Source organism: Maribacter sp. 1_MG-2023 (genome assembly GCF_030547005.1).
Lineage (GTDB): Bacteria > Bacteroidota > Bacteroidia > Flavobacteriales > Flavobacteriaceae > Maribacter.
Genome location: NZ_JAUOPN010000014.1, coordinates 1 through 26,585 on the forward strand (window position 1 = coordinate 1; position 26,585 = coordinate 26,585).

At 36.2% G+C, this 26,585-nt stretch carries 19 protein-coding genes and 1 pseudogene; 13 read left to right on the top strand and 7 right to left on the bottom strand.

The window, feature by feature from the left end:
- Positions 1 to 1,724, bottom strand: a pseudogene (locus tag Q4500_RS14610) (hypothetical protein); the annotation flags it as partial.
- Between the two features lie 293 nt (positions 1,725 to 2,017).
- Between Q4500_RS14610 and Q4500_RS14615 the strand changes: the two are divergent.
- The 6 genes from Q4500_RS14615 (at position 2,018) to Q4500_RS14640 (ending at position 7,456) form a co-directional block, all read left to right on the top strand.
- Entirely contained in the window at positions 2,018 to 2,761 is a 744-nt protein-coding gene (locus Q4500_RS14615) for a hypothetical protein (protein ID WP_303600367.1), read from the top strand.
- On the top strand, positions 2,751 to 3,524 hold the full coding sequence (locus Q4500_RS14620; protein ID WP_303600368.1) for a hypothetical protein: 774 nt from the start codon (positions 2,751 to 2,753) through the stop codon (positions 3,522 to 3,524). Before Q4500_RS14615 ends, Q4500_RS14620 begins: the two co-directional genes overlap by 11 nt.
- A 51-nt stretch (positions 3,525 to 3,575) precedes the next feature.
- Complete coding sequence (locus Q4500_RS14625; protein WP_303600369.1) at positions 3,576 to 4,082, top strand: DUF6702 family protein; 507 nt, start codon at positions 3,576 to 3,578, stop codon at positions 4,080 to 4,082.
- A gap of 57 nt (positions 4,083 to 4,139) precedes the next feature.
- Positions 4,140 to 6,452, top strand: a complete 2,313-nt coding sequence (locus Q4500_RS14630; protein ID WP_303600370.1) for a M1 family metallopeptidase — start codon at positions 4,140 to 4,142, stop codon at positions 6,450 to 6,452.
- Between the two features lie 92 nt (positions 6,453 to 6,544).
- Positions 6,545 to 6,874 (top strand): twin-arginine translocase TatA/TatE family subunit, encoded by a 330-nt coding sequence (locus Q4500_RS14635; RefSeq protein ID WP_231500576.1) that lies wholly within the window; start codon positions 6,545 to 6,547, stop codon positions 6,872 to 6,874.
- 6 nt (positions 6,875 to 6,880) lie between these two features.
- A complete protein-coding gene (locus Q4500_RS14640; protein WP_303600371.1) occupies positions 6,881 to 7,456 on the top strand; it encodes a phosphatase PAP2 family protein in 576 nt (191 codons plus the stop codon).
- Here Q4500_RS14640 and Q4500_RS14645 read toward each other — a convergent pair.
- On the bottom strand, positions 7,419 to 8,060 hold the full coding sequence (locus Q4500_RS14645) for an O-methyltransferase (RefSeq protein WP_303600372.1): 642 nt from the start codon (positions 8,058 to 8,060) through the stop codon (positions 7,419 to 7,421). The two genes, Q4500_RS14640 and Q4500_RS14645, sit on opposite strands and share 38 nt — an antisense overlap.
- Before the next feature lie 63 nt (positions 8,061 to 8,123).
- On the opposite strand from Q4500_RS14645, the gene Q4500_RS14650 reads away from it, so the two are divergent.
- The 3 genes from Q4500_RS14650 (at position 8,124) to Q4500_RS14660 (ending at position 11,205) form a co-directional block, all read left to right on the top strand.
- Entirely contained in the window at positions 8,124 to 8,594 is a 471-nt protein-coding gene (locus Q4500_RS14650; protein ID WP_303600373.1) for a GNAT family N-acetyltransferase, read from the top strand.
- 65 nt (positions 8,595 to 8,659) lie between these two features.
- Entirely contained in the window at positions 8,660 to 9,928 is a 1,269-nt protein-coding gene (kynU, locus tag Q4500_RS14655) for a kynureninase (RefSeq protein ID WP_303600374.1), read from the top strand.
- Positions 9,929 to 10,056: 128 nt separating this feature from the next.
- Positions 10,057 to 11,205 (top strand): MFS transporter, encoded by a 1,149-nt coding sequence (locus Q4500_RS14660; protein WP_303600375.1) that lies wholly within the window; start codon positions 10,057 to 10,059, stop codon positions 11,203 to 11,205.
- A gap of 13 nt (positions 11,206 to 11,218) precedes the next feature.
- Here Q4500_RS14660 and Q4500_RS14665 read toward each other — a convergent pair whose 3' ends face one another.
- Positions 11,219 to 12,385, bottom strand: a complete 1,167-nt coding sequence (locus tag Q4500_RS14665) for a hypothetical protein (protein WP_303600376.1) — start codon at positions 12,383 to 12,385, stop codon at positions 11,219 to 11,221.
- Between the two features lie 43 nt (positions 12,386 to 12,428).
- The gene (locus Q4500_RS14670; RefSeq protein WP_303600377.1) at positions 12,429 to 13,109 is read right to left on the bottom strand and encodes a hypothetical protein; all 681 of its coding nucleotides are present in this window, start codon (positions 13,107 to 13,109) and stop codon (positions 12,429 to 12,431) included.
- 78 nt (positions 13,110 to 13,187) lie between these two features.
- On the opposite strand from Q4500_RS14670, the gene Q4500_RS14675 reads away from it, so the two are divergent.
- From Q4500_RS14675 to Q4500_RS14690, 4 genes are all read left to right on the top strand, one after another.
- Positions 13,188 to 13,814, top strand: a complete 627-nt coding sequence (locus tag Q4500_RS14675) for an RNA polymerase sigma factor (protein ID WP_303600378.1) — start codon at positions 13,188 to 13,190, stop codon at positions 13,812 to 13,814.
- On the top strand, positions 13,814 to 14,005 hold the full coding sequence (locus tag Q4500_RS14680; protein ID WP_303600379.1) for a hypothetical protein: 192 nt from the start codon (positions 13,814 to 13,816) through the stop codon (positions 14,003 to 14,005). The genes Q4500_RS14675 and Q4500_RS14680 overlap by 1 nt, the downstream gene beginning before the upstream one ends.
- Positions 14,006 to 14,026: 21 nt before the next feature.
- Entirely contained in the window at positions 14,027 to 14,860 is an 834-nt protein-coding gene (locus Q4500_RS14685; RefSeq protein ID WP_303600380.1) for a mechanosensitive ion channel domain-containing protein, read from the top strand.
- Between the two features lie 118 nt (positions 14,861 to 14,978).
- Entirely contained in the window at positions 14,979 to 15,527 is a 549-nt protein-coding gene (locus Q4500_RS14690; RefSeq protein ID WP_036156068.1) for a ClpP family protease, read from the top strand.
- 153 nt (positions 15,528 to 15,680) lie between these two features.
- Here Q4500_RS14690 and Q4500_RS14695 read toward each other — a convergent pair whose 3' ends face one another.
- The 3 genes from Q4500_RS14695 to Q4500_RS14705 all read right to left on the bottom strand — a co-directional run bounded on the left by Q4500_RS14695 (position 15,681) and on the right by Q4500_RS14705 (position 26,549).
- A complete protein-coding gene (locus Q4500_RS14695) occupies positions 15,681 to 17,627 on the bottom strand; it encodes an OmpA family protein (protein ID WP_303600381.1) in 1,947 nt (648 codons plus the stop codon).
- Between the two features lie 18 nt (positions 17,628 to 17,645).
- The gene (locus Q4500_RS14700; RefSeq protein WP_303600382.1) at positions 17,646 to 18,548 is read right to left on the bottom strand and encodes a type IX secretion system membrane protein PorP/SprF; all 903 of its coding nucleotides are present in this window, start codon (positions 18,546 to 18,548) and stop codon (positions 17,646 to 17,648) included.
- A 288-nt stretch (positions 18,549 to 18,836) separates the two neighbouring features.
- Positions 18,837 to 26,549, bottom strand: coding sequence for a Calx-beta domain-containing protein (locus Q4500_RS14705; RefSeq protein ID WP_303600383.1), 7,713 nt, complete (start codon positions 26,547 to 26,549; stop codon positions 18,837 to 18,839).
- Between the last annotated feature and the right edge of the window lie 36 nt (positions 26,550 to 26,585).

Below are 26,585 nucleotides of genomic sequence, written 5' to 3' on the forward strand. Positions count from 1 at the left end.
GCAGAAAGGTCTACGGTCAAAGGGATTTCACCGTCATTTTCAAGTGAAATACTTAATAGGTTACCTGTTCCTAAAAGAAACTCATCAACTGTTTGTTCGTCAGTATCAACCAAACCACCATCGGCAAGTTCGTCGATAGCCGCTTGGGTTGTAATTGCAACTAAACCAGAGGTTAAATTGTCATAAGGTACTTCACTAGCATCTTGATTGTCAGTTCCACCACCGCCACCAGGAGGGAAATCTGCCCACTCGACGGCTCCGGCAATAGTTGTGATCAACACTTGATCTTCAGTTAATACGCCAGGTGCAGGCTCAATTTTTATAGGCGTTACTGCTTCATCTTCAATTGCAAATTCGCCAATATTATTCATGGTAAGATCACCACCTACGGCAACGGGTGTTGGCTCGCTTGCGGCATTACCAACGAAAATGAATCCATCGTCTAAACTTAGATTTCTTTCTGGTATATCTACAAAACCACCATCGGTTAACGAAATACGATTCCCTACGATAGATAATTGTTGTTCATCTGTATCTACTGTTCCGGCAGGTAAATCTATCCAACCAACCACGCCAGCAGTACTTGTCGATAAAATCTGTGCATTTGCTGGTGCTGCAGCAGCAGGGGCAATATCGAGGGTAGAAATAGTACCATTTACAATGTTTGCCGTTCTAACCGAGTTGTTTGCCAACTTAATGTTAGTAACTGCATTATTTGCTAATTCTTCAGTGTCAATACCACCTGCGGTTACATCTAAGGTATAAGGATTTGTATCCGTACCACCCCCAAAACGTACCAAGGTACCATCCGTAGCATTTAAAATTTCATTTCCAACAATACCATCAACCTCTACTGCCGCCGCAGGTAATGTTATTGTATTACCATTACTTAATGCAATTTCGTTTGTGGCAGGGTCAATACTCAAGGTTTGAAAATACGTAGATAGGTCAATAGTATTTGGGGCATTCTCTATACTAAGAATATTGTCTGTAAGATCTAATTGCTGATCATCAGAACCTATTAAAGCACCTAAGCTAATAGTAGAAACTCCCGCAATGGTAGATCTTGCGATTGTTAAAGTGGTATCTAATTTATTGAACGTAAGATCGAAAAGCCCGTCAGCGTCTTCCCATTGTACACCACCATTTTCATCTGTGGTCAAAACTCTATTTGGAGTGTCATTGGCAATATTAACAGGTAATACCCCACCTTCGGCTAATTCATTTGTGCCTACTGCATTTTCTCGTATTTCACTAGAACCTACAGATTCGGAAGCTAATTTATCTTGGGTAATCGAATTATCTTGAATATCATCTGGGCCGATACCGCCATCAATAATGTTATCGCCCAAAATACTGTTTTTGGCAACTTCTAAATTAATATTTCCTGCAGCTTCGGTAATTTCAATAGTACTTCTACCATTTATAATAGGGTCGTTGGTGATAGAAAAGTTTACGGCGTCGCATAAATTAACCCATTGGGTGCCATCGAAATAATTAATACACTCGGTATCGGTGTTGTAGACCATACCACCTTGTCTCGGAGTAATAGCCTCCATCTCTAAAGTGGTTACACGGGTTATTACCAGTACTTTAGAATTACTTTCAAGTTCTAAAACCGATGAAGCGTCAATATTTTGTGGGTTGTCTCCTATTTTAATTTGTGCGAATGCGGTAGGTGCCGCTAGTACTGTAAATAAAATAAAGAAAATTATTGCTTTCATACTTAGTGTCTTAAGACGAGAAAATAGTGATAAACAAAAATAGAGTTATCTTCTTAATCCGCTTTATTTATAAGTTGAAATAATAGGGTAATGGGTTAAAGAACATCTAATGTCGTTGAATGGGGTAGTTTTTATATCGAATTTGAGGTTTTGTTAACCCTGGTAATTACTATCTGCTATGAAGAAATTAACAAAAATTTATTGACGGGTTCTTTTTTATGAAGATTACAAATCTTTTCTTTATCTTTTGAATGCCCTTTGCTTAGGGTATTATCAGTTTTAATATACACTAAATGACCAAAAAATTACTTTTCTTACTCGTATTATTTACAACAGTATCAGGCTTTTCGCAAGATGATACTAGACAACCTTTAAGCGGTTCGGTAATCTATATGAACATTGGCGTACCCAATGAAAATGTAGTCAACGCAACTTCTGAGCGGGCTACAATAACCAATGATCAAGGTTTGTTTCGAATTAATGTAAAGGTGGGTGACCAAATAGTTTTTACTGCCGTTAATTACAATATTAAGGTAGTAACTATTACTGAAGAGATTTTAGCCAACAATCGTTTGGTGGTAGAGGTAAACGAAAAAGTGACAGAGTTAGATGAGGTAGTAATCACCCCAGAACAGCAAGAACGTTTTTTAGAAGTAAAGAACCAAGAGTTTAAAGAGTACGAATACGAAATTGATCGTGGCACAGAGGTAGATAATATAGCCATGTCTGATTCAGAGAAAGGAATGCAAGACGGATTAAATTTTGTAAATATTTTTAGAGCCATATTTAAAGCGCAAGATGAGAAGGCTGAAGAAGGGCCTAAATTAAAAGTTAGCGAAGTATTACGTCAAGTATATGACGATTCTTTCTTCGTAGTAGATTTGCAAATACCTCAAGATAAAATAAACGAGTTTTTGTACTATTGTGATGCTAGAATGCCGACTAAATCTTTATTAAAAAAGGAAAACGAATTTCAGTTGATTGATGCTTTGGTCAACAATAGTAAATCGTTTCTTAAAGATTTAAATGAGGAGTAGACTCCTTGTATTTTTTCTTTTTTCTAGTGCATTCGTATTTGCACAAATAGGTGATTCTAAAAGATTAGAAGGTAGAGTGTATAGCGATGACGGTGACGTTGCCGCGACACATGTACTTAACTTAACTTCTCAAAGAGCTACTATTACAGATGAATACGGATATTTTTCAATACCTGTAAGTGTTTTAGATACCTTAGAGTTTTCTGCCATTCAATACAAAAAGAAAATTGTAGTGGTCAGTACGTCGATTTTTGAAAGTAAGTTGATTTCTGTAGGGTTAGAAGATGCTTTGACCGAATTAGATGAAGTAACCGTAACACCATATAATCTTAGTGGTAATTTGTTGGCTGATCTACCTACATTAGATTTAGATCCAATAGTTACAGCATCTACTTTGGGGCTTCCCAATGCATATGTGAAAATTCCGACCAAAGCAGAGAGAGAGCTTAAAGCAGCCACCGGTAACCCTATTATGAGTTTTGATCCTTTGATCAATGCTATGAGCGGGCGTACCAAAATGTTGAAGAAACGGGTAGAGCGAAATAAACTTTATGATCGAACAGAGCGTGTAAGAGATTTTTATGCCGATAGTGTTTATGTAAAACAACTATCGATCCCTGAAAACAAAATAGACGATTTTTTGTATTACTGCGAGGTAGATCCAAGATTTCAACAGATTGTAGATACACATAGCGAATTAGAGATTTGGGAGTATCTGCGACAGAAAAGTTTACTATACAGAGAAAATAACGCTTTAGATTAAGCATCTTATCTTTGGCATATGGTTTGTAAAGATGCTTTTAAACAATACAATATGAAACTTATTAGAACAGCATTCTTGTTGTTAATAGTTCCCCTTTTTGCATTTACGGCAGCGCATAAATTTTACATCAGTGTAACCAATGTAGATTACTCGGAAAAAGATGAAGCTGTACAGATAATTACACGTGTTTTTATCGATGATATGAATGCGGTTCTAAAAGAAAGGTATGAATTTGCTTCGTCATTGGGTACAGATAAAGAATCATCGGTAGATAAGGAGTATTTAGAAAAATACTTGCGTACCAAATTCTTGGTAGAGATAAATGGCGAAACAGTGAAGTATGATTTCATAGGTCATAAATACGACTCTGATATGGTCATCTGTTACTTAGAAGTGCCAAATATTCCCCTTAAAACTTTAAAACAAATAGGCATAACCAATGAGGTGCTGACAGATATATATGATGATCAACAGAATGTGGTTCATATGAAGGTAAATGGGAAGAAAAAGAGCCATGTGCTAGTGAAATCACGTATTAAAGGAATGTTAAATTTGTAACAAAGATTAAGATATCGCTATAAAAACTTTAATTTTCCACCACTAAATAACTAAGAAATGATAAGAGTAAAGTACGCATTCGCGTCTATTTTATTCCTTTTTACCGCTGTAACTTTTGCACAAGAGGCGGTTACCAAAGAAAAGGAACCTGGGCACACCAACCAGAGTAAGTTTAAACAATTATATGAAGAGTTCGCTACGCCGAACACCTATAGGTCTGCATCTGGTGCTCCTGGTCCTGATTATTATCAGCAGCAGGCAGATTATGTAATGGATATTCGTTTAGATGATAAGGATGCTAAAATATTTGGAACAGAAACTATTACATACACTAATAATTCTCCAGATGATTTAGAGTACTTATGGGTGCAGTTAGATCAGAATGTTAGAACTAAAGATTCAAAAGCAGCTTTAAAGAATGGAAGCGGAGTTTCTCTTGGCGATTCACCTGAGAAATTTGTTGGTAATTACATGACTGAGTCTTTTGATGGCGGTTTTAATATCGATTACGTAAAAGATAATTCAGGTAAAGCATTACCATTTACAGTGAACTTCACCATGATGCGTGTAGATTTACCTACACCTCTTAAAAGTGGAGATAAATTTTCTTTTGATATAAAGTGGAATTATAACATACCAGATCATACAGTAAACAGAGCTAGATCTGGATATGAGTTTTTTGAAGAAGACGGAAACAGAGCATATGTAATTGCTCAGTTTTTTCCAAGAATGGCAGTTTATAATGATGTAGAAGGATGGCAGAACCACCAGTTTTGGGGTAATGGCGAATTTGCATTACCATTTGGTAACTATGAAGTGAATATTACGGTACCTGCAGACCATATCTTAGATGGTACAGGTGTACTTCAAAACAGAAAAGAAGTATATACTAAAGCAATGATGAGTCGTTATGAGCAGGCGAAAAAGTCGTATGACAAACCTGTTATCATTGTAACTCAAGCAGAAGCAGAAGCAGCTGAAAAAGGATTTTCAGAGAAAACAAAAACATGGAAGCTTAAGGCAGAAAATGTTCGTGATTTCGGTTTTGCAACATCAAGAAAGTTCATTTGGGACATGCAAGCCGTTAAATTAGGAAATAGAGATGTTATGGCTGTTTCTATGTACCCTAAAGAAGGTAACCCATTATGGGAAGAGTATTCTACAAAGGCAGTTGCACATACGTTGAAATCATATTCATCACACACTTTTGACTACCCTTACCCTAAAGCAATATCTGTACATGCTAAGCGTCAAGGTATGGAGTACCCAATGATTTGTTGGAACTATGGTAGACCAAATAAAGATGGTAGCTACTCTGATAGAACTAAATACGGAATGATCAGTGTAATTATTCACGAAGTAGGTCATAACTTCTTCCCAATGATCGTAAATTCAGACGAACGTCAGTGGGGATGGATGGATGAAGGTTTGGATACTTTTATGCAGTTTATGGCAGAACAAGAATTTGGAGAAGCATATCCAGCGGCGATAGCGCCAAATGATAAGTATCCATCTAGAAGAGGTGACCCTGCGAAGATCGTACCTTACATGAGCGGAGATCAAAGTACTATTTCTCCGATTATGTCTAATCCAGAGAATGTATTTCAATTAGGTCCGAATGCATATGGTAAGCCGGCAACAGCTTTAAATATTTTGAGAGAAACCGTAATGGGGCGTGAGTTGTTTGATTATGCTTTTAAAACATATTCTAACCGTTGGAAGTTTAAGCACCCGACACCAGAAGATTTCTTTAGAACAATGGAAGATGCTTCTGCTGTAGATTTAGATTGGTACTGGAGAGGTTGGTTTTATACTACTGATTATGTAGATATGGCCGTAAAGGATATCAAGAAATATTATGTTAGCGACAAGCCTAATAAAAAAATGAAAGCTTATTTAGCTGAACGTGGTATTCCAGAATCTAATTTAAGACCAATGGTTTATTTAGAGGAGTTTGATGATGCTAGTATGATTGCTCCTGAATTAAAGGATAATTTACCATCAGAAACGTCAAAAACTTTAAAAGAATTTATGATGGATAATATGACTGCAGCAGAAAGAGCAGCGGTTAAAGAGCCAAAGTATTTTTACGAAGTAACATATAACAGTCCGGGTGGTTTACCAATGCCATTGATTGTAGAATACACATATGCAGATGGTTCTGTAGAGAATGTAACCTATCCTCCAGAGATTTGGAGAAAGAATAGCAAAGAGGTAAGTATGGTGATATCATCTGCTACTGAGCTAACTGGGGTTAATATTGATCCTAAAATGGAAACGGCAGATATTGATACAACAAACAATAGCTGGCCGAAGAAAGAGCAAGAGAGCGATTTCGATAAAATGAAGGATGGAATTAAAGGAGAATAATTAACAAAATAATTATTAAAAAAAGCCTCGTAGTTATACGGGGCTTTTTTAATTTCGATACTAAACTTGTTTATATTTGTAGTATGATTGCTATGTATTCATTATTTATTAGTGGCGCAGAAATTTTCTTCATTATGTTTATCGTAGTGATGGTTTTTGGTGCCGACAAAATTCCTGATATTGCTAAGGGGTTGGGTAAGGGTATGCGTCAACTTAAAGATGCGACCGAAGATATTAAACAAGAAATTCAAAAGAGTGCTGACAAGCAGGGTATTGATACAAGCTTTGTTACCGATATCAAAAAAGATATCGATGATATGAAAAAAGATATCAGTTCTGGCTTAGGTAATGATGTCAAGAAGCAAATTAGTGACGTTAGCAAGAACATCAATGATGTAACCGGCAGTATCAAGAGAAAGTAATCTTCTATGTTAGATAAGATTTTACAATGGGATCGAGATGTCTTTATCTATCTTAACAGTCTTGGTATTGAGCAGTATGATGCTTTTTGGTCTACAGTAACCAAATTTCCGCCGTGGATTCCGTTGTTTGCACTTATAGTTGTACTTTTCTTTCTTACGTTTCCAAAACGAGATGCAGTAGCAATAATTTTGACTTTATTAGTTATGGTTGTTTTTGTAGGTACAGTAACATTTTTAACTAAAAATGTAGTAGCCAGACTAAGACCCAATAATGATGAAGAATTATATACGCTGATTCGGATTTTAAGGAGTCCCTCAGGCTACAGTTTTTTCTCAGGTCACGCTTCATCTTCCTTTTCTGTCATTACCATAACGGTGCTTTTTTTAAGGAGAAAATTTAAATGGGTTTACCTATTTTATATCTGGCCTATTTTATTTGCTATGAGTAGAGTATACGTAGGTGTGCATTTTCCTATCGATTTGATGGTGGGTGCTTTGGTAGGCATACTTTCTGCATGGCTGTTTTATAGATTGTATGGGCTACTTATTTTACCCTACTTAAATTTAAACCATCGCGTATAGGTAGCAATACTGTTTCTAAAAGCGGATGTTCACTTAGTTTCTTATTATAGTCTAATAATACTTTAGTAGTAACATCTTTAGGGTCTAACGGCTCGACCACTTTACCAGACCACAATACATTATCAGAAAGTATAACAGACCCAGACTTGGTTTTTGGTAAAACAGCTTCTAAGTATTTATCATACTGTTTTTTTTCGGCATCAATAAAAATAAGGTCGAAAGTAATATCCATTTTGGGGATGATGTCTAGTGCATTACCCACATGCTGAATAATTTGAGAACCATAATCACTTCGATCAAAAAAGGAACGCTGAATTTGTTCTAGTTCTGCATTGACATCTATGGTATGTAATTGTCCGTTTTTTGGTAATCCTTCGGCAAGGCATAAGGCAGAATACCCAGTGTAAGTTCCAATTTCAAGAATATTGGTCGGATTCATCAATTTAGAAAGCAAGCTCAAAACACGACCTTGAAAATGCCCTGTAAGCATACGTGGTTGTATGACCTTTAAGTGCGTTTCGCGCGTAAGCTCCTGTAATAATTTAGGTTCAGCTTGTGAATTATCAGCTAAATAGCTTTCTAAAAGAGGTGATAGAAAATGCATGCGTTTCTTTTTGCAAAAATAGGGTTTTAAGCCTTAATTTAATGAACTGTAAAGAGTAGAGCGATGAATAATGAAATTACGATTAGAGAAGCGGTAAAAAGTGATATACCTGTTTTGTTGCAACATGAGCAAGAAGTGGTGAAAGCAGAACGCCCGATGGACCCAACAATTAGAGATAGCGGAGTAAAATATTACGATTTAAATGCTTTGATGGAAAACCCAAGAGCAATTGTTATGGTTGCATGTGATGGCGATAAAATTGTAGCGACCGGTTATGCATTAGAAAAACCGGCAAGAACCTACTTGGATCATGAGACTTTTGCATATTTAGGTTTTATGTACACCGATCCCGAATTTAGAGGTAAAGGAATAAATGGTAAAATTGTAAGTGCCTTGCAAGATTGGTCTACAAACAAAGGTTTGACTGAAATACGATTGCATGTATATAGTGAGAACGAACCTGCTATAAGAGCCTATGAGAAAAAAGGATTTAAAAGGCATATGATAGAAATGCGTTTAAGAACAAAATCGTAGTAACCAATTATTGAATAGAGTCTATAGAATTATAGGCTTATGATTACTTTTATATAAAATTAGCTATGGAATTTAAAAATACGTTGGCCTTTGCACAATCTTTAGATGCAAAAGACAACTTAAAAACATATAGAGATGAGTTTCTTTTTCCAAAAATCAACGGGAAAGAAGTTATCTATTTTACAGGAAACTCTTTAGGGCTACAGCCAAAACGAACCAAGTTTTTTGTAGATGAGGTGATGAAAGATTGGGCAGAATTAGCCGTAGAAGGGCATTTTTATGCAGAGAAACCATGGTGGGACTATCATGAGCGTTTAGCAGCACCATTGGCAAAAGTGGTTGGTGCATTACCAGAAGAAGTATCGGTAATGAATACCTTGACCGTTAATCTTCATTTGTTAATGGTTTCTTTCTACAACCCGACAAAAAAGAGATTTAAAATTCTGTGCGAAGAAAAAGCCTTTCCTAGTGATCAATATATGTTTCAAAGTCAGGTTCGCTTTCATGGTTTAGACCCAAAAGAAACTATTGTTGAGATTAAGAAACGCGATGGAGAACATCATTGGAGAACCGAAGATATACTTGAGAAAATTAATGAATTAGGTGATGAGCTAGCATTAGTTTTAATAGGCGGAGTAAATTATTACAATGGTCAGGTGATGGATATGGAAACCATTACAAAAGCCGGAAAAACTGTAGGTGCCAATGTAGGTTGGGATCTAGCGCATGCTGTTGGTAATGTAGAATTGAAGCTACATGATTGGGATGCAGATTTTGCGTCGTGGTGTAGTTATAAGTACATGAACAGCGGACCAGGAAACGCATCTGGAATTTTTGTAAACAAAAAACACCTGAACAAGAAAGATATTCAACGGTTTGAAGGTTGGTGGGGAACGAAGAAAGAAACTCGTTTTCTTATGAAGCCAGAATTTGAGCCAATGGAGAATGCCGATGCTTGGCAAATAAGTAATGCGCCTATTTTATCTGTAGCACCTTATTTAGCATCGCTTACGATGTTCGAAGAAGTGGGTATGCAAAAACTGATTGAAAAGAGAAAGTTAATTGTTTCGTATCTGGAATATATTTTACACGAAATAGATAAAGAAGTAGATAGTTCTTTTGAAATTATAACTCCCGAAGATAGAGGTTGTCAGTTATCTGTGTTCTTACACGGACAAGGGAAATCACTGTTTAATTATTTGATGGAAAACGGCGTAGTCACTGATTGGCGCGAACCAAATGTAATTCGTTTGGCACCTGCACCTTTTTATTCCACCTATGAAGATATGTACCGCTTCGGACAAATTCTAAAAGCAGGGGTTCTAGCAAATTAAATTTTATAGAATATAGAATATAGAGAATAGAAAGGTGTTTTTTAGATTTTAACCAACAACCAACAACCAACAACCAACAACCAACACTTGTGCTGAGCGTAGCCGAAGTAACCAACAACGAATAAAAAGTGAAGTCATTACGATTAATTTTAGGGAATGCTAGATACTTTGGTCCTTCGTGGGTTTTCGCAAGTATTAATATTCTATTTGGTACATGGGCAATCTATATACCTGCGGTAAAAGATGCTTTAGAAATCAGTAAATCTGAATTAGGGATAGCTATTTTCTTTTTGGCTTTGGGGGTGTTTACTGTTTTTCCTTTTGCTTCTGGTATTATCAATAGGGTGGGTGTAGGCAAAACCACTTTTTATGGTGTGTTATTAAGCTGCGCGGCTGCAATGTTACCTTTGCTAGCTCCGAATTATTATGTGTTAATGGCAGCCTTATTTCTCTTTGGGGCAGCAAACGGCATTACCGATATAGCTATGAACACCTTGGTAACCGAGATCGAAAAAAAAGACAAGGTAAAATTCATGGCAGCTTCCCATGGTTTTTTTAGTCTTGGTGGAGTTCTGGCGGGTTTAGGTAGTTTTTTAATTGGTCCGTTATCAAATCCTGTGTTGCATATGTCCATTGCAGTGCTACTGGTTTTGGTAGTCAATATAAAATTCAAGAATCAATATTTTACTGAAGTAGCCGAAGAAATAGAAAATGAGCCATTTAGTTTTGGTTTGCTAAAACCATTATTGCTATTAGGACTTATTTCTTTTATGGCAATGGGCAGTGAAGGTGCTATTGTTGATTGGAGCGGATTGTACTTAAAAGAAATTGCACTAGCACCAGAAGCCTTATGGGGATTAGGGTTTTTAGGATTTCAAATCACCATGACCTTGGGTCGCTTTTTGGGAGATGGAATTAGTGATAAAATAGGTTCGGTTAAAATAGTCGCACTAGGGGCTATTCTTGCGATACTGGGTTATTTTTTGGTACTATCAGGAAATACCTATTTAAGTATTATAGGCTTTGCCATGAACGGATTAGGTTTTTCAGTAATGGTACCAGAAGTATTTAGAATAGGAGGAAATGTAAAAGGAATAGATTCCTCAAAAGGAATAGCATTTATTGCTGGGGCAGGGTATACCGGCTTTTTGTGTGCACCACCAATTCTAGGGTTCTTAGCAGAAAATTATAGTCTTACTAGAAGTTTTGTAGTGCTACTAGCATGTGGATTCTTAATTCTATTATTTACACTTTTACTAAAAAGAAAAAAGGCGTAGCACTTTTGAATTCTTAGTGATTAATATTACTCCGGATTTTAAATTCGCTGTTGGGGTCTTGTACTTTCTTAATAAAATCTAGCATCTCATCAGTTAAAAGCAATTGGTTTTGTTCATTCCAGTAATTTGGGTCGTAAGGGTGATTTATTTTGAATAGATCTTTTGAAGTACTCACATTTTTCTTTACATCGAAATCGCCTTCATTGTCAGATGTTGTTAGAATAAATGAAACATCGTAGTATGAAGTATATGAATTTTGCTTGTCTGTCAATTCAACCTTAACATCATATTTTGCTGACGATATGTGGTATTTGTTAGTGTTCAATGATTTATTAAGTGACATTTCTTTTTTTACTGAGACAGTTCTGTATCTAGTTTTACCATCTTCCTTGTATGGATTGTTCTTAAAATCAATTTCTATTAAAATTCGCTCTATGGCGTGGTCTTCATTGTTAATTATATAGCAACCAACAACTTTTTCATTGTCAAACTCAGGTTTCGTGTGAAAACTTAAATTTATTTTATTTCCATTTTCGAAAGTAGATTCTGTTAAATCAAAAGCATCACCCGTAGCATTTATAGGGGTGAAATTCATGAATAGTTGGTAAAAAGTTTCAAAAATAAAATATACTTTCTTTTCATCTTTAACTAAACCAACTTTACGCATATTGGTCAACTCTACTTTGAAATCCTTTTTGTCTGGATCAATCTCTTTTGTGTATAGAAGTGTTCTTCTTTCTAACTTTCCTTGAATATCTTGTATGCGGGTAATTTTACCATTATAACGTAATACACCTCTCAATAAAAATTTCTCTTTATAAGGGTAAGTAGGGTAATTGGATCTCACAGAATCCCCTACTTTTTGCCAAAGTGTTTTTTCATTGGTAACGGTTACTTCATTTAATTCTAATACACTTTTGTTGAGGTAGATGGTGTCCTTTACTTTTTGAGAAGTGGTTATAAGTTTATCATAACCAACTCTGTAAATGATAATAGAATCTGAGCTAGAAGAGAACTGAAACCTTCCGTCGGCATTGGTCATGGTATGGTCTTTACTATTGTAAATACCAACAAATTCCAGCGGCAAATTATCTGCACTATCTACAACAATGGCACTGGTGCTGTGTTGGGCATAGCTAAAAAAAGAAAAAAGAAGTAGTGTAAAAAGTGGAAATTTCATAATTGGTTAGGTGTTTGTGAACAATATCAAACTCCGTACCTAATTATTTCACCTCAACACCTGTAAAGAAAAGAGAGAAATCAGCATCTGGTCTTTTATGCATCATGCTAATGTTCAATCCGTTTACCATTTTATAGTCTTCCCAGCTGGTAGTCATATTAGGTTCAGATTGATTTTCTTTTCGGTATACCCATTCTTTAATAATATAATCATCACCAAAATAATAATCATAAGCATCACCAGGTGTATAACCGCCTTGATTATTATAGACCGTAGTCAATTTATGCATGGTAGCTTTGCTGATTGGTGCTTCTACACCTTCAGTATGTTTATACGTAAAACTTTTTTGATCCCAAACCAATTGATAAGGAGCTAGTAGCCAGAATTTATCATTTACAAATCCGCCATCGGTTGCCACCATAGTACTATCAACTGCTTTTCTGTTATATGTAATGGTATCTTGTCTGGTCATCATGGTTACGTTGTTAGGTGCCGTTTCCCATAACCAGGTACGTTCAAAGTGCTCATCTTCACGATCTACATTAAAGGTGAATTTAATACTTTCTACATTTTTCCAGTTTTCAAAACCGTTCGCATTTGCGATTTTTTCAAGAACTGTCAATTGCGTATCTTCGGCGACAGCAATTTTAGGCTTTTTTTGGTCGGTTTTACATGCTGTGAAAACGCTTGATATAAAAACGGAGAGAATAATTAATTTTTTCATTTTCGGCAGATTTTCAAGTAAATATATCAATTACAGTATCTTTAACCTACTTTTATTTTTTGTAAACCATCTATCAAAGTGACATTTCTTAAAAAGCTATGTTTTATTATTATTGGAAACCAATTCAATGAAAAAACGGTTTCTAGTGGTAAAAACGAAGAATATACCGATTTAGAGTTAGTAGAACGCATTGTATCTAAAAATGACTCTATGCTCTTTGGTGTACTCTATGATAGGTACTCAAAATTAGTTTACAATAAGTGCTTGGGGTTCGCAAAATCGAACAAAGAGGCAGAAGACTTGACTCAAGATATATTTCTAATGTTGTATGTTAAACTTGGGTCGTTTAAAGGAAATTCAAAATTTTCTACTTGGTTATATTCCTTTACCTATAATTTCTGTGTTAATTATGTAAATAGAAATAAGGAGAGAAAAATAAACGATAACTCAGTTAAGTTTGAAACACATGAAGATGTACCGGTAGAGGTAACAGATAATTTGTTACTTGAAATGCAAGTAGATAAACTTAAGAAAGCCTTGGAGCTTATAGCACCTGAAGATAAATCGATATTGTTATTAAAATATCAAGATGGAGCATCAATAAAAGAATTAGAAGATATTTTAGAGCTTAAATCAAGTGCTATTAAAATGAGGCTGAAGAGAGCTAAGGCTAAGGTTACGGAAATGTATAAAACTCTAAACTGATGTTAGAACAGAACCAAAATCCATTTAAGAATTTAGACGGGGACCTAAAAGATGTCCCGCCAGAACTACGTAAAAAAGTTATGGACGACGTAGCTACGGCTAAATTGATAATGGAGTTATCTGGACTGTTTACGGGTAGTTTTGCCGCAATAATAGAGGGTATGTTACAGACAAAATCTAAAAATAAATAGAAATAAAGTAGAACAAGTTATATGGACACAGTTGATAAGTGGAAAGACCTCACCTTCGAATCTTTAAGTAATATTTTCAAAGATATTGCCTCTGCATTACCGGGAATTTTCGGAGCATTCATCGTTATTATTTTTGGTTGGATCATCATTAAGGTGGTCACTTTTGTTTTAAAACGAATATTTAAAGCAATCAAATTAGATAAAGCTTCTGAAAAAATTAATGAAGCACAGTTATTTGGCGATGCCGATATAAAAATAGATTTACCAAAAATCATTGTCACCTTTATAAAGGTATTGTTATGGTTGGTATTTATAATCGTTGCATCAGATATTATGGGCTTAACCATTATATCGACTGAAATTGCAAACCTATTAAGATACTTGCCAATATTGCTGTCGGCGATGGTAATTCTTATGTTAGGGTTGTTTTTAGCTAAAACAATCAAAGAAACAATTATTAAAGTATTTGATTCAATTGGTCTTGGTGGCGGTAAATTGTTAGGTAATGTTTTATTCTATCTAATTATCATTTTTGTAAGTATTACTGCATTGAACCAAGCAGGTATAGATACACAGATTATCACTAATAACTTTACTATTGTACTAGGTGCATTTTTATTGGCAATTGCATTGGCATTAGGCTTAGGGTCTAGAGAGATTGTAGGTGACCTACTAAGAACATTCTACTCAAGAAAGATATATGAGGTAGGGGATAAGGTTAAAATAGGAGATTTACAGGGTACGGTAATCGGTATTGATAATATTTCAATGATACTGAAAACGAAATCAGGTAAGGTTGTTATCCCTATTAAAAAGGTAGTAGAGAAAACAGTTACGGTAGAAGAACAATCCTAATCGAAAATTAACGTTTTTCATTTAGAAAGAACAGATATGGTAATAATTCAAAATGTTATTGCTACGTATGTTTATGAATTAATTCATTAATTTTGTTAGAGATAAATAAACTTAAAATATGAGTGCTAAAAAAGGAAAAATTCAGGAAGCCATAGATGAAAAAATGCTGGAGGAAAGAAAAGTCTTTCTATGGGGTATGGTTGATGACGATTCTGCAAAACATGTAATTGACAGGTTGTTATATCTAGATATGCAGAACAATAAAGAAATACAACTATATATTAATAGTCCGGGTGGTTATGTTACTTCTGGTTTTGCAATGTATGATACTATAAAAGCTTTAAAGAGTCCGGTTTCAACTATCTGTACAGGTTTGGCGGCATCAATGGGTTCTATTTTATTATCAGTTGGTAAAAAAGGTAGAAGATTTATTCAGCCACATGCACAGGTAATGATTCACCAACCAAGTGGTGGCGCAAGAGGTCAAGCTTCTAATATTGAAATACAAGCTAGAGAAATTATTAAGACCAAAGAGTTAAGTGCACAAATATTAGCAGATAACTGTGGTCAAGATTTTGATAAGGTTTTGAAGGATTTCGATAGAGATTATTGGATGAATGCAGAAGAGTCTATTAAATATGGTATCGTTGACGGTATTATGGAATAGATTACAGCAGCTATAAAAATTAAAAAGTCCTTTACCAATCTGGTAAAGGACTTTTTTTATGGTTGGTAGTTAACTTTCTGAAAACAAAATGTTATCCGGTCTTATCTTAAAGAGATAAGGTTGTTGTTGAATTTATGAGGTATTCTTAAAAAATTATTTAGATGCCAATACACCTTTTTTGATTTGCATAATCGGGAATTCTGTTCTTCTGTTCAGCTCCAATTCTTCTGGAGTACAATCTTCTTTGCTTGTACATTTATTGATAGGTACACGCTTGCCAAAACCTTTGTAAGAAACGATTCTATCTACAGATACACCGTTTTTAATAAGATATTCATAAGTAGATTTCGCCCTTCTTTCAGAAAGGTCATCATTGTATTCGTGACTACCTACGGGGTCGGTATGTGCTTCTAGCTTAATAATCATATCTGGGTAGGTGTTATTCATAACACGAACTACTTTATTTAATTCTCTTGCAGCATCTGGTCTTATATCACTTTTATTAAAATCGAAATATATTTTGTTAAGTCCCGCTAATAATTTTAAATCCATAACAGGTTCAAGAACAATATCTTGTCTCATTATTTTTTGAGCCTTTGGAGTTTTTGACGTGTTAAAGTAAACATTTTTATGAGGGTGGGTTTTTCTAACCGCTTCTATCATATAGTTTGTTTTTCTATTAACGGGAAATCTGTAGTACCCGTTTTCATCTGTCATTGTTTGTGCTATCATGGTATTGGTAACTTGATCAAATAATTTAATTTGAACACTGTCTAGCATTTGGTTGTTAACACCATCTACTACATAACCTTCAACATCAAGTGCAGGTGTAAATTTAAATTTATAGATATCATCGCTACCTACACCACCTTCTCTGTTAGAACTTACGTAACCATCTAATCCGTTAGGTAAACCGTAATATGCAAAATCATCACTAGAACTATTGATGGGCGTACCTAAATTGATAATGTCAATAACCTCGCCGTCTTCATTAGAAATAGTTGAGAAAACGTCTAATTGACCAAACCCGACATGACCATCAGAACTAAAGAAAAGCTTACCTTCTTCGTTTATAAAAGGGAACATTTCGTTGCCTTCCGTGTTTACTATAGGTCCAGCGTTAATTGGTTCTTGTACACCACCACGCTCATGAATTTCAGCGTAATAAATATCGGTACCACCATAACCACCAGGCCTATCCGATGCAAAGTAAATGCGTGTTCTCGCAAGATTTACAGACGGATGACCGGTGGAATAATAGTCACTATTAACCCTAAGGTTGCTATTTTCTTCCCATTTATTATCAACTAATTTAGCTGTGTAAATTTTTAAATTTATTTCATTAGAAACTCCGTATCCAGCTTTCTTGTCATAAAAGTTGTTACGGGTAAAATACATGATAGTATCATTCTTGTAATCCGTAGAAAAGGCTACAGAACTTTCATGAAATTTTGTATTGATATTCCCTTTCACGCGTTTAGGTTCAGACATAGGGTTATCTTCTTGAACGGCAAACAGATCTAACCACGGTTCGTCATTCCAACCATAACTTTCACCTGTGACCACATCTCTTCTTGAAGAACTAAAGTACAAGTTTCCCATAAATCGATAAACACCAAAATCACTGTCAGTAGAATTGAAGGCGACAGGTTCTACTTCGTAACGTTGTCTACTATTGAATACGACAGAAGCTAAGTTGCCATCTTGTAAAAATCGCTTAACGCGAGAATCGTTCTTATTGTATTTTTTATATTTTTTCAACCAAACTTCAGACTCCTCCATATCGCCATTGGCATATAAAGCCATGGCATATTTAAAATAGTAATCTGTTGGTAGGGTGGCATTGTTTATAACAGCGCTAAAATGAGGAATAGATTTTTTATAGTCGCGTATTAATAAATAACATTCTGCTAATTGCTGATGTGCATATTCTGCATTGAAATCTGTTTCTACCATTCGTTCATACTCAGGTATCGCTAAAGAGTATGAGAATTTACTAAAATAGTAATCAGCCTTTTTTTGTGATGCTACCTGTGCAATTGATAGCTGAGCTACTAGTAAAAGCAGCATTAATACCACAAAATTTTTATAATTTTTCATCTTATCGATTTTAAATTATTAGAAATATCTAGGAGACTTTACAGGGCCTAACACCTTTTTGAAAAGTTCATAGATTAAAATAACTTCGTGTGTACCACCAGTGTAAGGTCTTACTGCTGAGGTAGGTAAATCATAAGCATAACCAACTCTAAAATCTCTTGATACTTGGTAATCCATCATGGCACCAAAGTTCGATGCGTCGTTTACTCGGTAAGAAGTACCAATCCAAAACTTTTCGTTGAATAAAAAGTTTATGGTAAAATCGTATGTAGCCGGTGCACCATTGGTGAATTTTGTAATAACGGTGGGTTTAAATTTTGTAGTTTCAGAAAGGTCGAATACCATACCACCGATAGCATAGTAACTATTACGCTCTATAGCTTCAAACTCACCTTCGTTTAAATCTGTATTCAATATTCTTGGTGAGGATATACCAGCGTACCATCTGTTAGAGCCAATATAAAAACCGGCACCAAAGTTAGGGTTGATATTATTGAAGTTAGCATTGAAAAACTGATCGTTAGGGTCAGGATTTTCTAAGTTGTAACTGGTGAAACCACCTTTAAGTCCAAAACGCATATTTACTTTTTGACTTACTGGAACGGTATATGAGAAATCTCCGTAGAAGTAGTTGGTACTTTCAAAACCTAATTTATCATTAATATAAGAAACACCAATACCAATCTTCTCATTTTTTAAAGGAGAGTGAATAGATAGTGTACTGGTTCTAGGGTTACCTTCTAAACCTGCCCATTGGTTTCTATGCAAAATTGTTGCGTTCAACGTTTCTCTACTACCCGCATACGCTGGGTTAACAGAAATAGTGTTATACATATATTGCGTAAACTGAGGTAGCTGCTGTGCGCTTACAAAGGCACCTGTTAGAAGTAGCATGGCTAAAAGTAGATTAGCTTTTTTCATGGTTTTGTTTGGGTTTAGCTTTTTAAGCTATGTGTTAATGTATAAGTAGGTTATCTTATTATTTACAAATTTAATGGCTCTTCTGAAAGATTTAGATTATAACGGCTGACATCCCATATTATTCGTTATGAAACAGCATCTTCGTTCAATTGTTATTTTTTTCGGACGAACTAATTTGAGTTCATAATAGACTTATATAGTGTGTTTTAAATAGAAAAATTATTGATATAAAATAAAAAAATGCCTCATCAATTTTTGAAAAGGCATTATCAATGATATATGAAAATTTTATTCCGTACCCAGATAGATATACCCGCTAAATGGTTCTATTTTTTTACCCGTATTTTTATCGATCGCGTTAATAATATAAAAGTAAGTACCGGTCGGTAACATATCAGATTGACCGAAAGAACCGTCAGGAGATTCACCGCCCCAGTCATTTTGATAATCCTTAACCTCGGCAATTTTATTTCCCCAGCGGTTAAATATCATAACATCAAAACTTAAGGCACAACTCTCGGCGCCTTTAATTTCGAAAAAGTCATTTACACCGTCACCATTTACTGTAACAGCTTTAGATATCTCTATATCACCTCTTCCACATGGTACACATTCTGTATCAACGATAACGGTAAAGTCAACATAGTATTTACATGTACCTTCGGTAGAACTATAGGCAATTTTATATTCGCCAGGCTCGTGTGCCATTGGGCCAAAATTGTTTTGTTCCAATACTACATCACCTTCTAGAATTATAAATGTACCGTTACGATCAAAATCTGCCGGTAGGTAGTTCAATAAATCAATAGGTTCTTCTTCGATACAAATGTTGATTGTAATCTCTTGCAATTGTGGTTGCAGAACAAAAACGATCTGTTCAAAAGAGGCAGTGTTGCCACAAGAATCGGTAACGTTCCAAGTTCTAATGATCATGTAATCATCGGAACCATCAGTTTGTTGCGTTTCTTCATTGTAAACCACATCAAAATTACCACAACCACCTGTGAAGACCATTTCTGGTGCTTCAGGAATGTCATCACCACAAATAAAGGTCATCTCTTCTTCGTAAGGCTGACTCATGATTTGTACAGTAGGTTCTACTGTAATTACCTGGGTATGTTCTACCGTGTTGCCTGCGCAGTCGGTAGCCGTCCAAGTTCTGGTAACCGTATACCCTAGGGCACAGTTTTCGTCATTGGTAATCGTTTCTGTAAACGTTACTTCAATGTTGGGCTCGCAAGAATCTGTAGCAGTTAATATAGATGCATCTGGCACCATGTTACATTCGACCGTCATATCTTGAGGTAGTGTTTCATTGAAGGTCGGTGCGACCGTATCTTCAATAGTGATTACTTGGGTATGTATACGAACATTACCGACACAATCGGTAATTGTCCATGTTCTAGTAATGGTATACTCCGTAGCACATTCGTCATCTTGACCAGCGATTAGTTCTTCATAAACAACGGTAATTGCACAAGGGCTATCAGAGGTTATTACAAAAGCATCAGGTATTACATCACAAGCTTCAATAGTTTCATCAGTTGGCCAACCCTCATTTCCGTCATTATCGATAATAGTTACTGTAGAGATATTATCTGATAATATTGCTACAATCGAACTCGAGATATTCTCGAGAATAACATTGAATGTTTCAGAATCTTCAATAATGATATCATCAATAATTGGAATTACAATTGTCTGTGTATTCGGGTTTGTACCACCAAATGTCAAGGACTGAGTGTTCTGAGGAACACCGGTATAATCCATTCCATCAACACTAGACCCATCAACTGTATAGAATTCAACAGTAAACTCATCTTGCACATCGGCATTAAGTACTACGTTTATAGTTACCGTACCTGCATCTTCATTTACTTCTATCGAGGTAGTATCGAACTCAACACCGTAAAGTGATGGGTTGCTGTCATTATCGGTAATATTTACGGTTGCTTGAGTATCGTTTATTAAAATCAGTACAGTCGAAATATTAGAAAGGTCAACCACTAAATTTTCTAAAGCTTCGATAAGGTTATCGTCAATGATAGGAATTGTGATCGGTTGTGTTTCCCCATCCGTTCCAGCGAAGGTCAACTGCCCAGAAGTAGTCGTATAATCACCAGGTGCGATTGCTGAAGAATCGTTTGTAGTATAATTTAAAGTAAACCCGCCCGGTACGTTCCCTGTTAATAGAACATTTACAGTTGCTGTACCTGCAGCTTCATCTACAGTGATATTGTCGTTTTGGAAGCTGATACCATAATTACCGTCTCTAAAGTCTACATCACCACCGGTACTTACATCATTATCAGAATCTGGTAAAACTAATGGTGTACTGAGGGGGTTGTCAATAGTACCTCCAACATCTGTATAATCTGAAGTAGCATCAGTTGCATCATCAAGTCCATCATTATCGCTATCTGTTCCGTCTAATGTAATATTTGCTTCTGAAGTATCACTACCACCTTCATTATCAGAATCTGTATCTAAATAATCTGGATTGTCAGCACCATCTGTATTGGTTGGGATCAATCCTGTTGTATAGTTCATGTCAACTCCATTTGCGTCTATTGCGTCTGCAGGTGAAACATAACCAATTGTAGTTTGAGCCTCTACATTATCTGGGATTCCATCACCATCGCTATCTAAATCTAAGAAATCATAAATGGTATCGGTGTCATCAACACTTTCAGAAAATGTATAGTTGTATTCTCTATCATCTGCAATGGCCTGTACGGCATCAGGAATACCATCAATCCCAACTGCTCCATTTACTTCTCCGTTCGTATGTGCAACGGCATGTCCAATTTCTAGAGCATCTAAAATTCCGTCGTTGTCGCTATCCAAATCAAATCGATTTAGAACTCCATCGCCATCGGTATCGCAATCAACAGGTGTCAAAGCGCCAATTCCCATAGAATACCCTAAATTAGGGCCTGTGTGTTGCGAATAAGATACGCGTACAATTGGATTTAATTCATAACCCTCAAAAACCACTATTCCCCAAGATTGTCCTGTTCCTGTACCTCTATCTAGATAATGTACTCCATCAGGATAGGGTGCACCAACTCTTCTTACCAAACGAATAGCCCAATTGGGGTCGCCGCCAGTTTCTCGACCATTATAATCATAAGGGTCTTCCGAAGGGTCATGGGTTAGTATAAAATCTGCATTAGCTACTATGGTTCCATCAGCTAAAGTCAATTGAAAATCACCTATTTCATTGTTAGAGTGCACATTTCCAAAAGATAATGAGAGCCTTCCTACTGGCTCAGTAAAAGTAAATTCATATTCTGGAGCATCCTCTTCTAATGCTATTCCATTTCCGTTTGCGCCAACTATGGGCTGACCGGTTGAGGTCACGCTAATGCCGTAATCAACATTCGAAATGTTCATTCCGCTTCGCGAAGTATACGTCAACATGGAAGGGTTTTCTCCTAGACATTCTTCAATATCTGGTATGCCGTCGTTATCATCATCCATATCAACATAATCCGGAATAGTATCGTTATCATTGTCCGGTTGCGGTTCATTATCTGTGATAATTCCTCTTCCATCCGCATCTATCATAGCAACAAGCGAATTAGAGATATTCAACAAGGTAATGTTCAAATCTTCCGCTGTTTCTAAAATAGCATCGTCAATTATCGTTACGGTTACTACTTGCGTAGTTCCAGTGGTCGTATTTGCAGGGAAGTTTACATTGCCTGTAGCTGTTGCAACTGTATAATCATCTGGTGAGATTGCCATTGCATCTGTTATTGTAAAGTCTACTGTAAACGCATCGGCTACTGTGGGACCTGTATAAGTAATCACAAAATCAACCGTGCCTACATTTTCATTTGCGGTAAAATCTGCAACTGATATTCCATCACCTGCACCACCTGCATCATTATCGGTAATATTTACAGTTGCTTGAGTATCGTTTATTAAAATCAGTACAGTCGAAATATTAGAAAGGTCGACCACCAAGTTCTCTAAAGCTTCAATAAGGTTATCATCAATAATAGAAATGGTAATTGGTTGCGTTTCGCCGTCTGTACCAGCGAATGTCAACTGACCCGAGGTAGCTGTATAATCACCAGGTGCAATTGCTGAAGCGTCATTTGTAGTAAAATCCAAAGTAAATCCACCAGGAACATTTCCTGTCAATAAAACATTTACAGTTGCTGTACCTGTAGATTCGTCTACGGTAATATTGTCGTTATCGAATGATACTCCGGTACCTAAACCGCCGTCGTTATCGGTAATATTTACAGTTGCCTGATTATCGTTTATTAGAATCAATCCAGTCGAAATATTAGTAAGGTCGACCACCAAGTTCTCTAAAGCTTCAATAAGGTTATCATCAATAATAGAAATGGTAATTGGTTGCGTTTCCCCATCCGTTCCAGCGAAGGTCAACTGACCCGAGGTAGTTGTATAATCATCAGGAGCGATTGCTGAAGAATCGTTTGTAGTATAATCTAAAGTAAATCCACCAGGAACATCTCCTGTCAATAGTACATTTATGGTAGCCGTACCAGCAGCTTCATCTACAGTAATGCTATCATTTTGAAAACTGATCCCTGTTCCCGCACCGCCGTCGTTGTCCAATATTTCTCCCTCACCTGTATCATCAGTAATGTTTAAGACACCAACAGATGCATAAGAAATTTGAACTTCATATGTTTCATTTGGTTCAATTAGACTATCATCTACCGCTGCAACATTAAAAGAGACCGCAGTGCTATTCGCTAAAAGTGTAACGGTAATTGGACCGCTATAATCAGCATTGATGGTGTTAATATTTGTATACGCTAAATTAAAAACGATATCTTGATTGATGCTATTAGATGCGGTAATAGTAAAAACATTATTTGTTCCCTCTACTGTAGAAGAATCATTGATCGAATAACTAGGGTTATTCGGTAATTCTGTTAAGGTACAATCTGCACAAGTAGGGGCAGGGATACACGTGGCACAAGGTGTTGGGTCTGTTGAACTATCTGTGATAGTATTACCATCAGTGTCTTCACCAGTTACCGTGGCTAAATTATTTACCTGACCATTATCTATATCAGTTTGTATAATGCTATAAGTAGCGCTGTAAATCCAAGTTTCTGTAGTATCTAATTGACCATCAGAGTCTGTATCGCCAGAAGCAGGACCAGCTATAGTACCTCCTAATAATGGGTCTGATACTACTACATTTGAAATAGGAACATTACCAGTGTTGATAACAGTAAAGGTATAGTTTACTGCATCGCCTACATTAGTAAGACCATTGGTATTTGAATCTATATACACACCATCTTTAGTAATTTCAAGATTTCCAAAATCACTAGGTACACAGGCCGTGTTATTAGAAGTATCGGTATCACCAGTAACAGTTATTTGATTTCCAAATCCACCACCATTTGTACAATCTTGGGTGGGATCAAATAAATCTTTATCGATAGTAAAAGTTGCGGTTACCAGCCAACTTTCTGTTCGAAGTCCGGCAATTGATTCACCTGTTATAATTTGGTCACCACTTGTAAACGGACTCAAAATTGTACCGTCAACTCCGTCACTTTCGCCTCCATAAGCTAAAGTTGCATTGATTAAAGAGAATCCATTACCTAATATAAAGGTATCGATGACGTCATAAGAACCTGCTAGGCCGCCGATATTCTCTGCTGTAATTCTATAGGTTACGGTATATTCATCAGTAGCATTATTATATATAGGGCCTGTTTCAACTGTTTTACGTACATCGATACTAGAACTACAAGGTATATTAGGTACTGTAATAGAACCATCAAAAATGGTACAACTTAACCCGGGTGCTGCAACTTGCAATGTATAATCTCCACCTTGAGAAGCATCGAAAGGATTTAAAACCAGTTCATTACTAGTACCTTGTTGAACCGTAGTACCTGTATCATCGATCCAAGTAAAAATAGCATTTGTAACTGGGTTTGCTGTTAGCGTAACCTGAGTTCCTGAAGTATCACAGCTTGCGGTTAGATTTGGTGAATAAGGTACTACTTCGAAAGCGCCATCAGCTGAGTTACCACAACTATCACTTATTCTAACGGTATAAGTACCTTCATCTGTTGCCGTAAAAATACCATCTGTTGAAGTGCGCCCTATATTGGAGGGAACCGATGAATTTATTATTTCATATTGATAGGGTGCAATACCACTCGATCCTTCAGCAAAAATAACGCCTGACCCTTCAGTACATGCATAACCTACTATACTGTCAAATGAAGTAGATACATATTCAGGTATAGTTATGTTAACTGTTTGCGGTTCGCAAGCACATGTGAATGTGTTACTTGAGCTACAATTACCACCACTCTGAAATTCTAGGTTAAGCTGATAGTCACCTGCAGGCATATTGGGTATCGTAACAGGAACACCTTCGGTAAAAAACCATCTACCTTCTCTAAATACGGTATCACCTGTATCTAAATTATTTACTCTAATATTAGTATAAAAAGATCCCCCGTCGGCCTGAATTACATTCGGATTAATAATTAGAGCGTTTGAATTTCCACAACGCTGTTCAAAATCTAGCGTAAAATCATGTTCTACAACCTGAGAAGCTAAAATTTGAAAGCTTACATTACCGGTTTCGCAACCATCAGTTAATTCTGCTTCGTAATTTCCTGGAGGAAAGCCTACAGGATAAAGTGAGCTGTTTTCCGTGTCTTCAAATACCTTTGGGTAGGTATAATTTGTAACTACGCCACCTTCTGAGGTAAAACTTGCCGGACCAGATGTAATGGTAACACGTCCATAATTTGTTCCTCCGTTACGAATATGAAAAGACATTCCGGTGGTACCATCCATACATCCGCGTTCCTCTCGCACATCTGCAATAAATTCGGTAGGATCAACAGGAGTAAAAGTTTCAGTTGAAGTTACAATAAAATTACAACTATCCTCCATAACAACATCATAGGTGTCACCAACTGAAATATCACCTTGGTTAATTTGCACCTCAAGATACTCTGGGTCGTTAAGGGTATAAACCAGTACATCACTGGCATCGGATTGGTTGGTAAAAGTTACTGTTACTGGAACCAATAGGCTCTTTTGTCGTGCATTTGTATCGTTCAAATTTGCGTATACAAAAAATGATGTTTCGCCAGAGCAATCTGATGATTTCTGACTCCACATATCTATAGAAGGTGTATAAGAAAAATTTAAAGTATCTGTTTGTCCACAGGCATCGACTACATTTACGGTATAGGCCATGTCAAAATTATAATTAGTACCTATGGAAACTCCTTGACTTGAACTGCTTGTTCCAGAATAAACTATAGTGCCTGTAATATCTTCAGTTACAGTAATGCTATGTGGGAATATCCCACGTCCAAAAGAAGAATAATCTGCTTCGTAGGTATCGCAAGCTACTTTTTCTATAAAACCAATAGCACCAGATAAGGAAACAATTGAAGGAGCTGTTAGAGTAATGGTTTCACTAACCGTGTTTTGGCAGCCATCTTCGATTTGAAAAGTATAGGTCCCTTCGGAGAGTCCTGTAAAAGTATCTGAATTTTGCTCTTGAAGGACGGTTTGTGGGGTGGTACTTAAATCTACAATACGATATTTATAGGTTGGAAAAGCCGAAGTAGCGATAAGATTGCCATTACTTCCTGTAAGTATGACTTGACCATCAGAACTACTAGAGCATGAGGGACGGGTAATGCCAAGGTTTAAACTTGGAAGCACATAACTACCAGTAACTGTAATGTTTCCAGAAATTGATGTGAAAGTTGCATCACGTACTTCAACCGAATAATTTCCGGGTTGTAAAGCAAGAAAGGTCCCGGAGTTCTGAAAACCCTTGAGCACAGGACCGCTTATAATTCTGTATTGATAAGGTTGAGTTCCACCATTGGCAGTTGCAGTTATACTGCCATCAGAAGAACAAATAGACTCCGATTGCGTTAGTGATATATCTAATTGTGCAGATAGACTTGTACAGCAAATTAGAAAAGTAATTTTAAGGAGTAATTTAAGCATATTCTTTTCTAGCTATATCATTCATGAAAAACAATG

What these genes read in the sequence shown, in the direction of transcription:
- Q4500_RS14615 (WP_303600367.1), top strand. Translation starts at nt 2,018, where the DNA reads ATGACCAAAAAATTACTTTTCTTACTCGTATTATTTACAACAGTATCA.
- Q4500_RS14620 (WP_303600368.1), top strand. Translation starts at nt 2,751, where the DNA reads ATGAGGAGTAGACTCCTTGTATTTTTTCTTTTTTCTAGTGCATTCGTA.
- Q4500_RS14625 (WP_303600369.1), top strand. Translation starts at nt 3,576, where the DNA reads ATGAAACTTATTAGAACAGCATTCTTGTTGTTAATAGTTCCCCTTTTT.
- Q4500_RS14630 (WP_303600370.1), top strand. Translation starts at nt 4,140, where the DNA reads ATGATAAGAGTAAAGTACGCATTCGCGTCTATTTTATTCCTTTTTACC.
- Q4500_RS14635 (WP_231500576.1), top strand. Translation starts at nt 6,545, where the DNA reads ATGTATTCATTATTTATTAGTGGCGCAGAAATTTTCTTCATTATGTTT.
- Q4500_RS14640 (WP_303600371.1), top strand. Translation starts at nt 6,881, where the DNA reads ATGTTAGATAAGATTTTACAATGGGATCGAGATGTCTTTATCTATCTT.
- Q4500_RS14645 (WP_303600372.1), bottom strand. Translation starts at nt 8,060, where the DNA reads ATGCATTTTCTATCACCTCTTTTAGAAAGCTATTTAGCTGATAATTCA.
- Q4500_RS14650 (WP_303600373.1), top strand. Translation starts at nt 8,124, where the DNA reads ATGAATAATGAAATTACGATTAGAGAAGCGGTAAAAAGTGATATACCT.
- kynU (WP_303600374.1), top strand. Translation starts at nt 8,660, where the DNA reads ATGGAATTTAAAAATACGTTGGCCTTTGCACAATCTTTAGATGCAAAA.
- Q4500_RS14665 (WP_303600376.1), bottom strand. Translation starts at nt 12,385, where the DNA reads ATGAAATTTCCACTTTTTACACTACTTCTTTTTTCTTTTTTTAGCTAT.
- Q4500_RS14670 (WP_303600377.1), bottom strand. Translation starts at nt 13,109, where the DNA reads ATGAAAAAATTAATTATTCTCTCCGTTTTTATATCAAGCGTTTTCACA.
- Q4500_RS14680 (WP_303600379.1), top strand. Translation starts at nt 13,814, where the DNA reads ATGTTAGAACAGAACCAAAATCCATTTAAGAATTTAGACGGGGACCTA.
- Q4500_RS14685 (WP_303600380.1), top strand. Translation starts at nt 14,027, where the DNA reads ATGGACACAGTTGATAAGTGGAAAGACCTCACCTTCGAATCTTTAAGT.
- Q4500_RS14690 (WP_036156068.1), top strand. Translation starts at nt 14,979, where the DNA reads ATGAGTGCTAAAAAAGGAAAAATTCAGGAAGCCATAGATGAAAAAATG.
- Q4500_RS14695 (WP_303600381.1), bottom strand. Translation starts at nt 17,627, where the DNA reads ATGAAAAATTATAAAAATTTTGTGGTATTAATGCTGCTTTTACTAGTA.
- Q4500_RS14700 (WP_303600382.1), bottom strand. Translation starts at nt 18,548, where the DNA reads ATGAAAAAAGCTAATCTACTTTTAGCCATGCTACTTCTAACAGGTGCC.
- Q4500_RS14705 (WP_303600383.1), bottom strand. Translation starts at nt 26,549, where the DNA reads ATGCTTAAATTACTCCTTAAAATTACTTTTCTAATTTGCTGTACAAGT.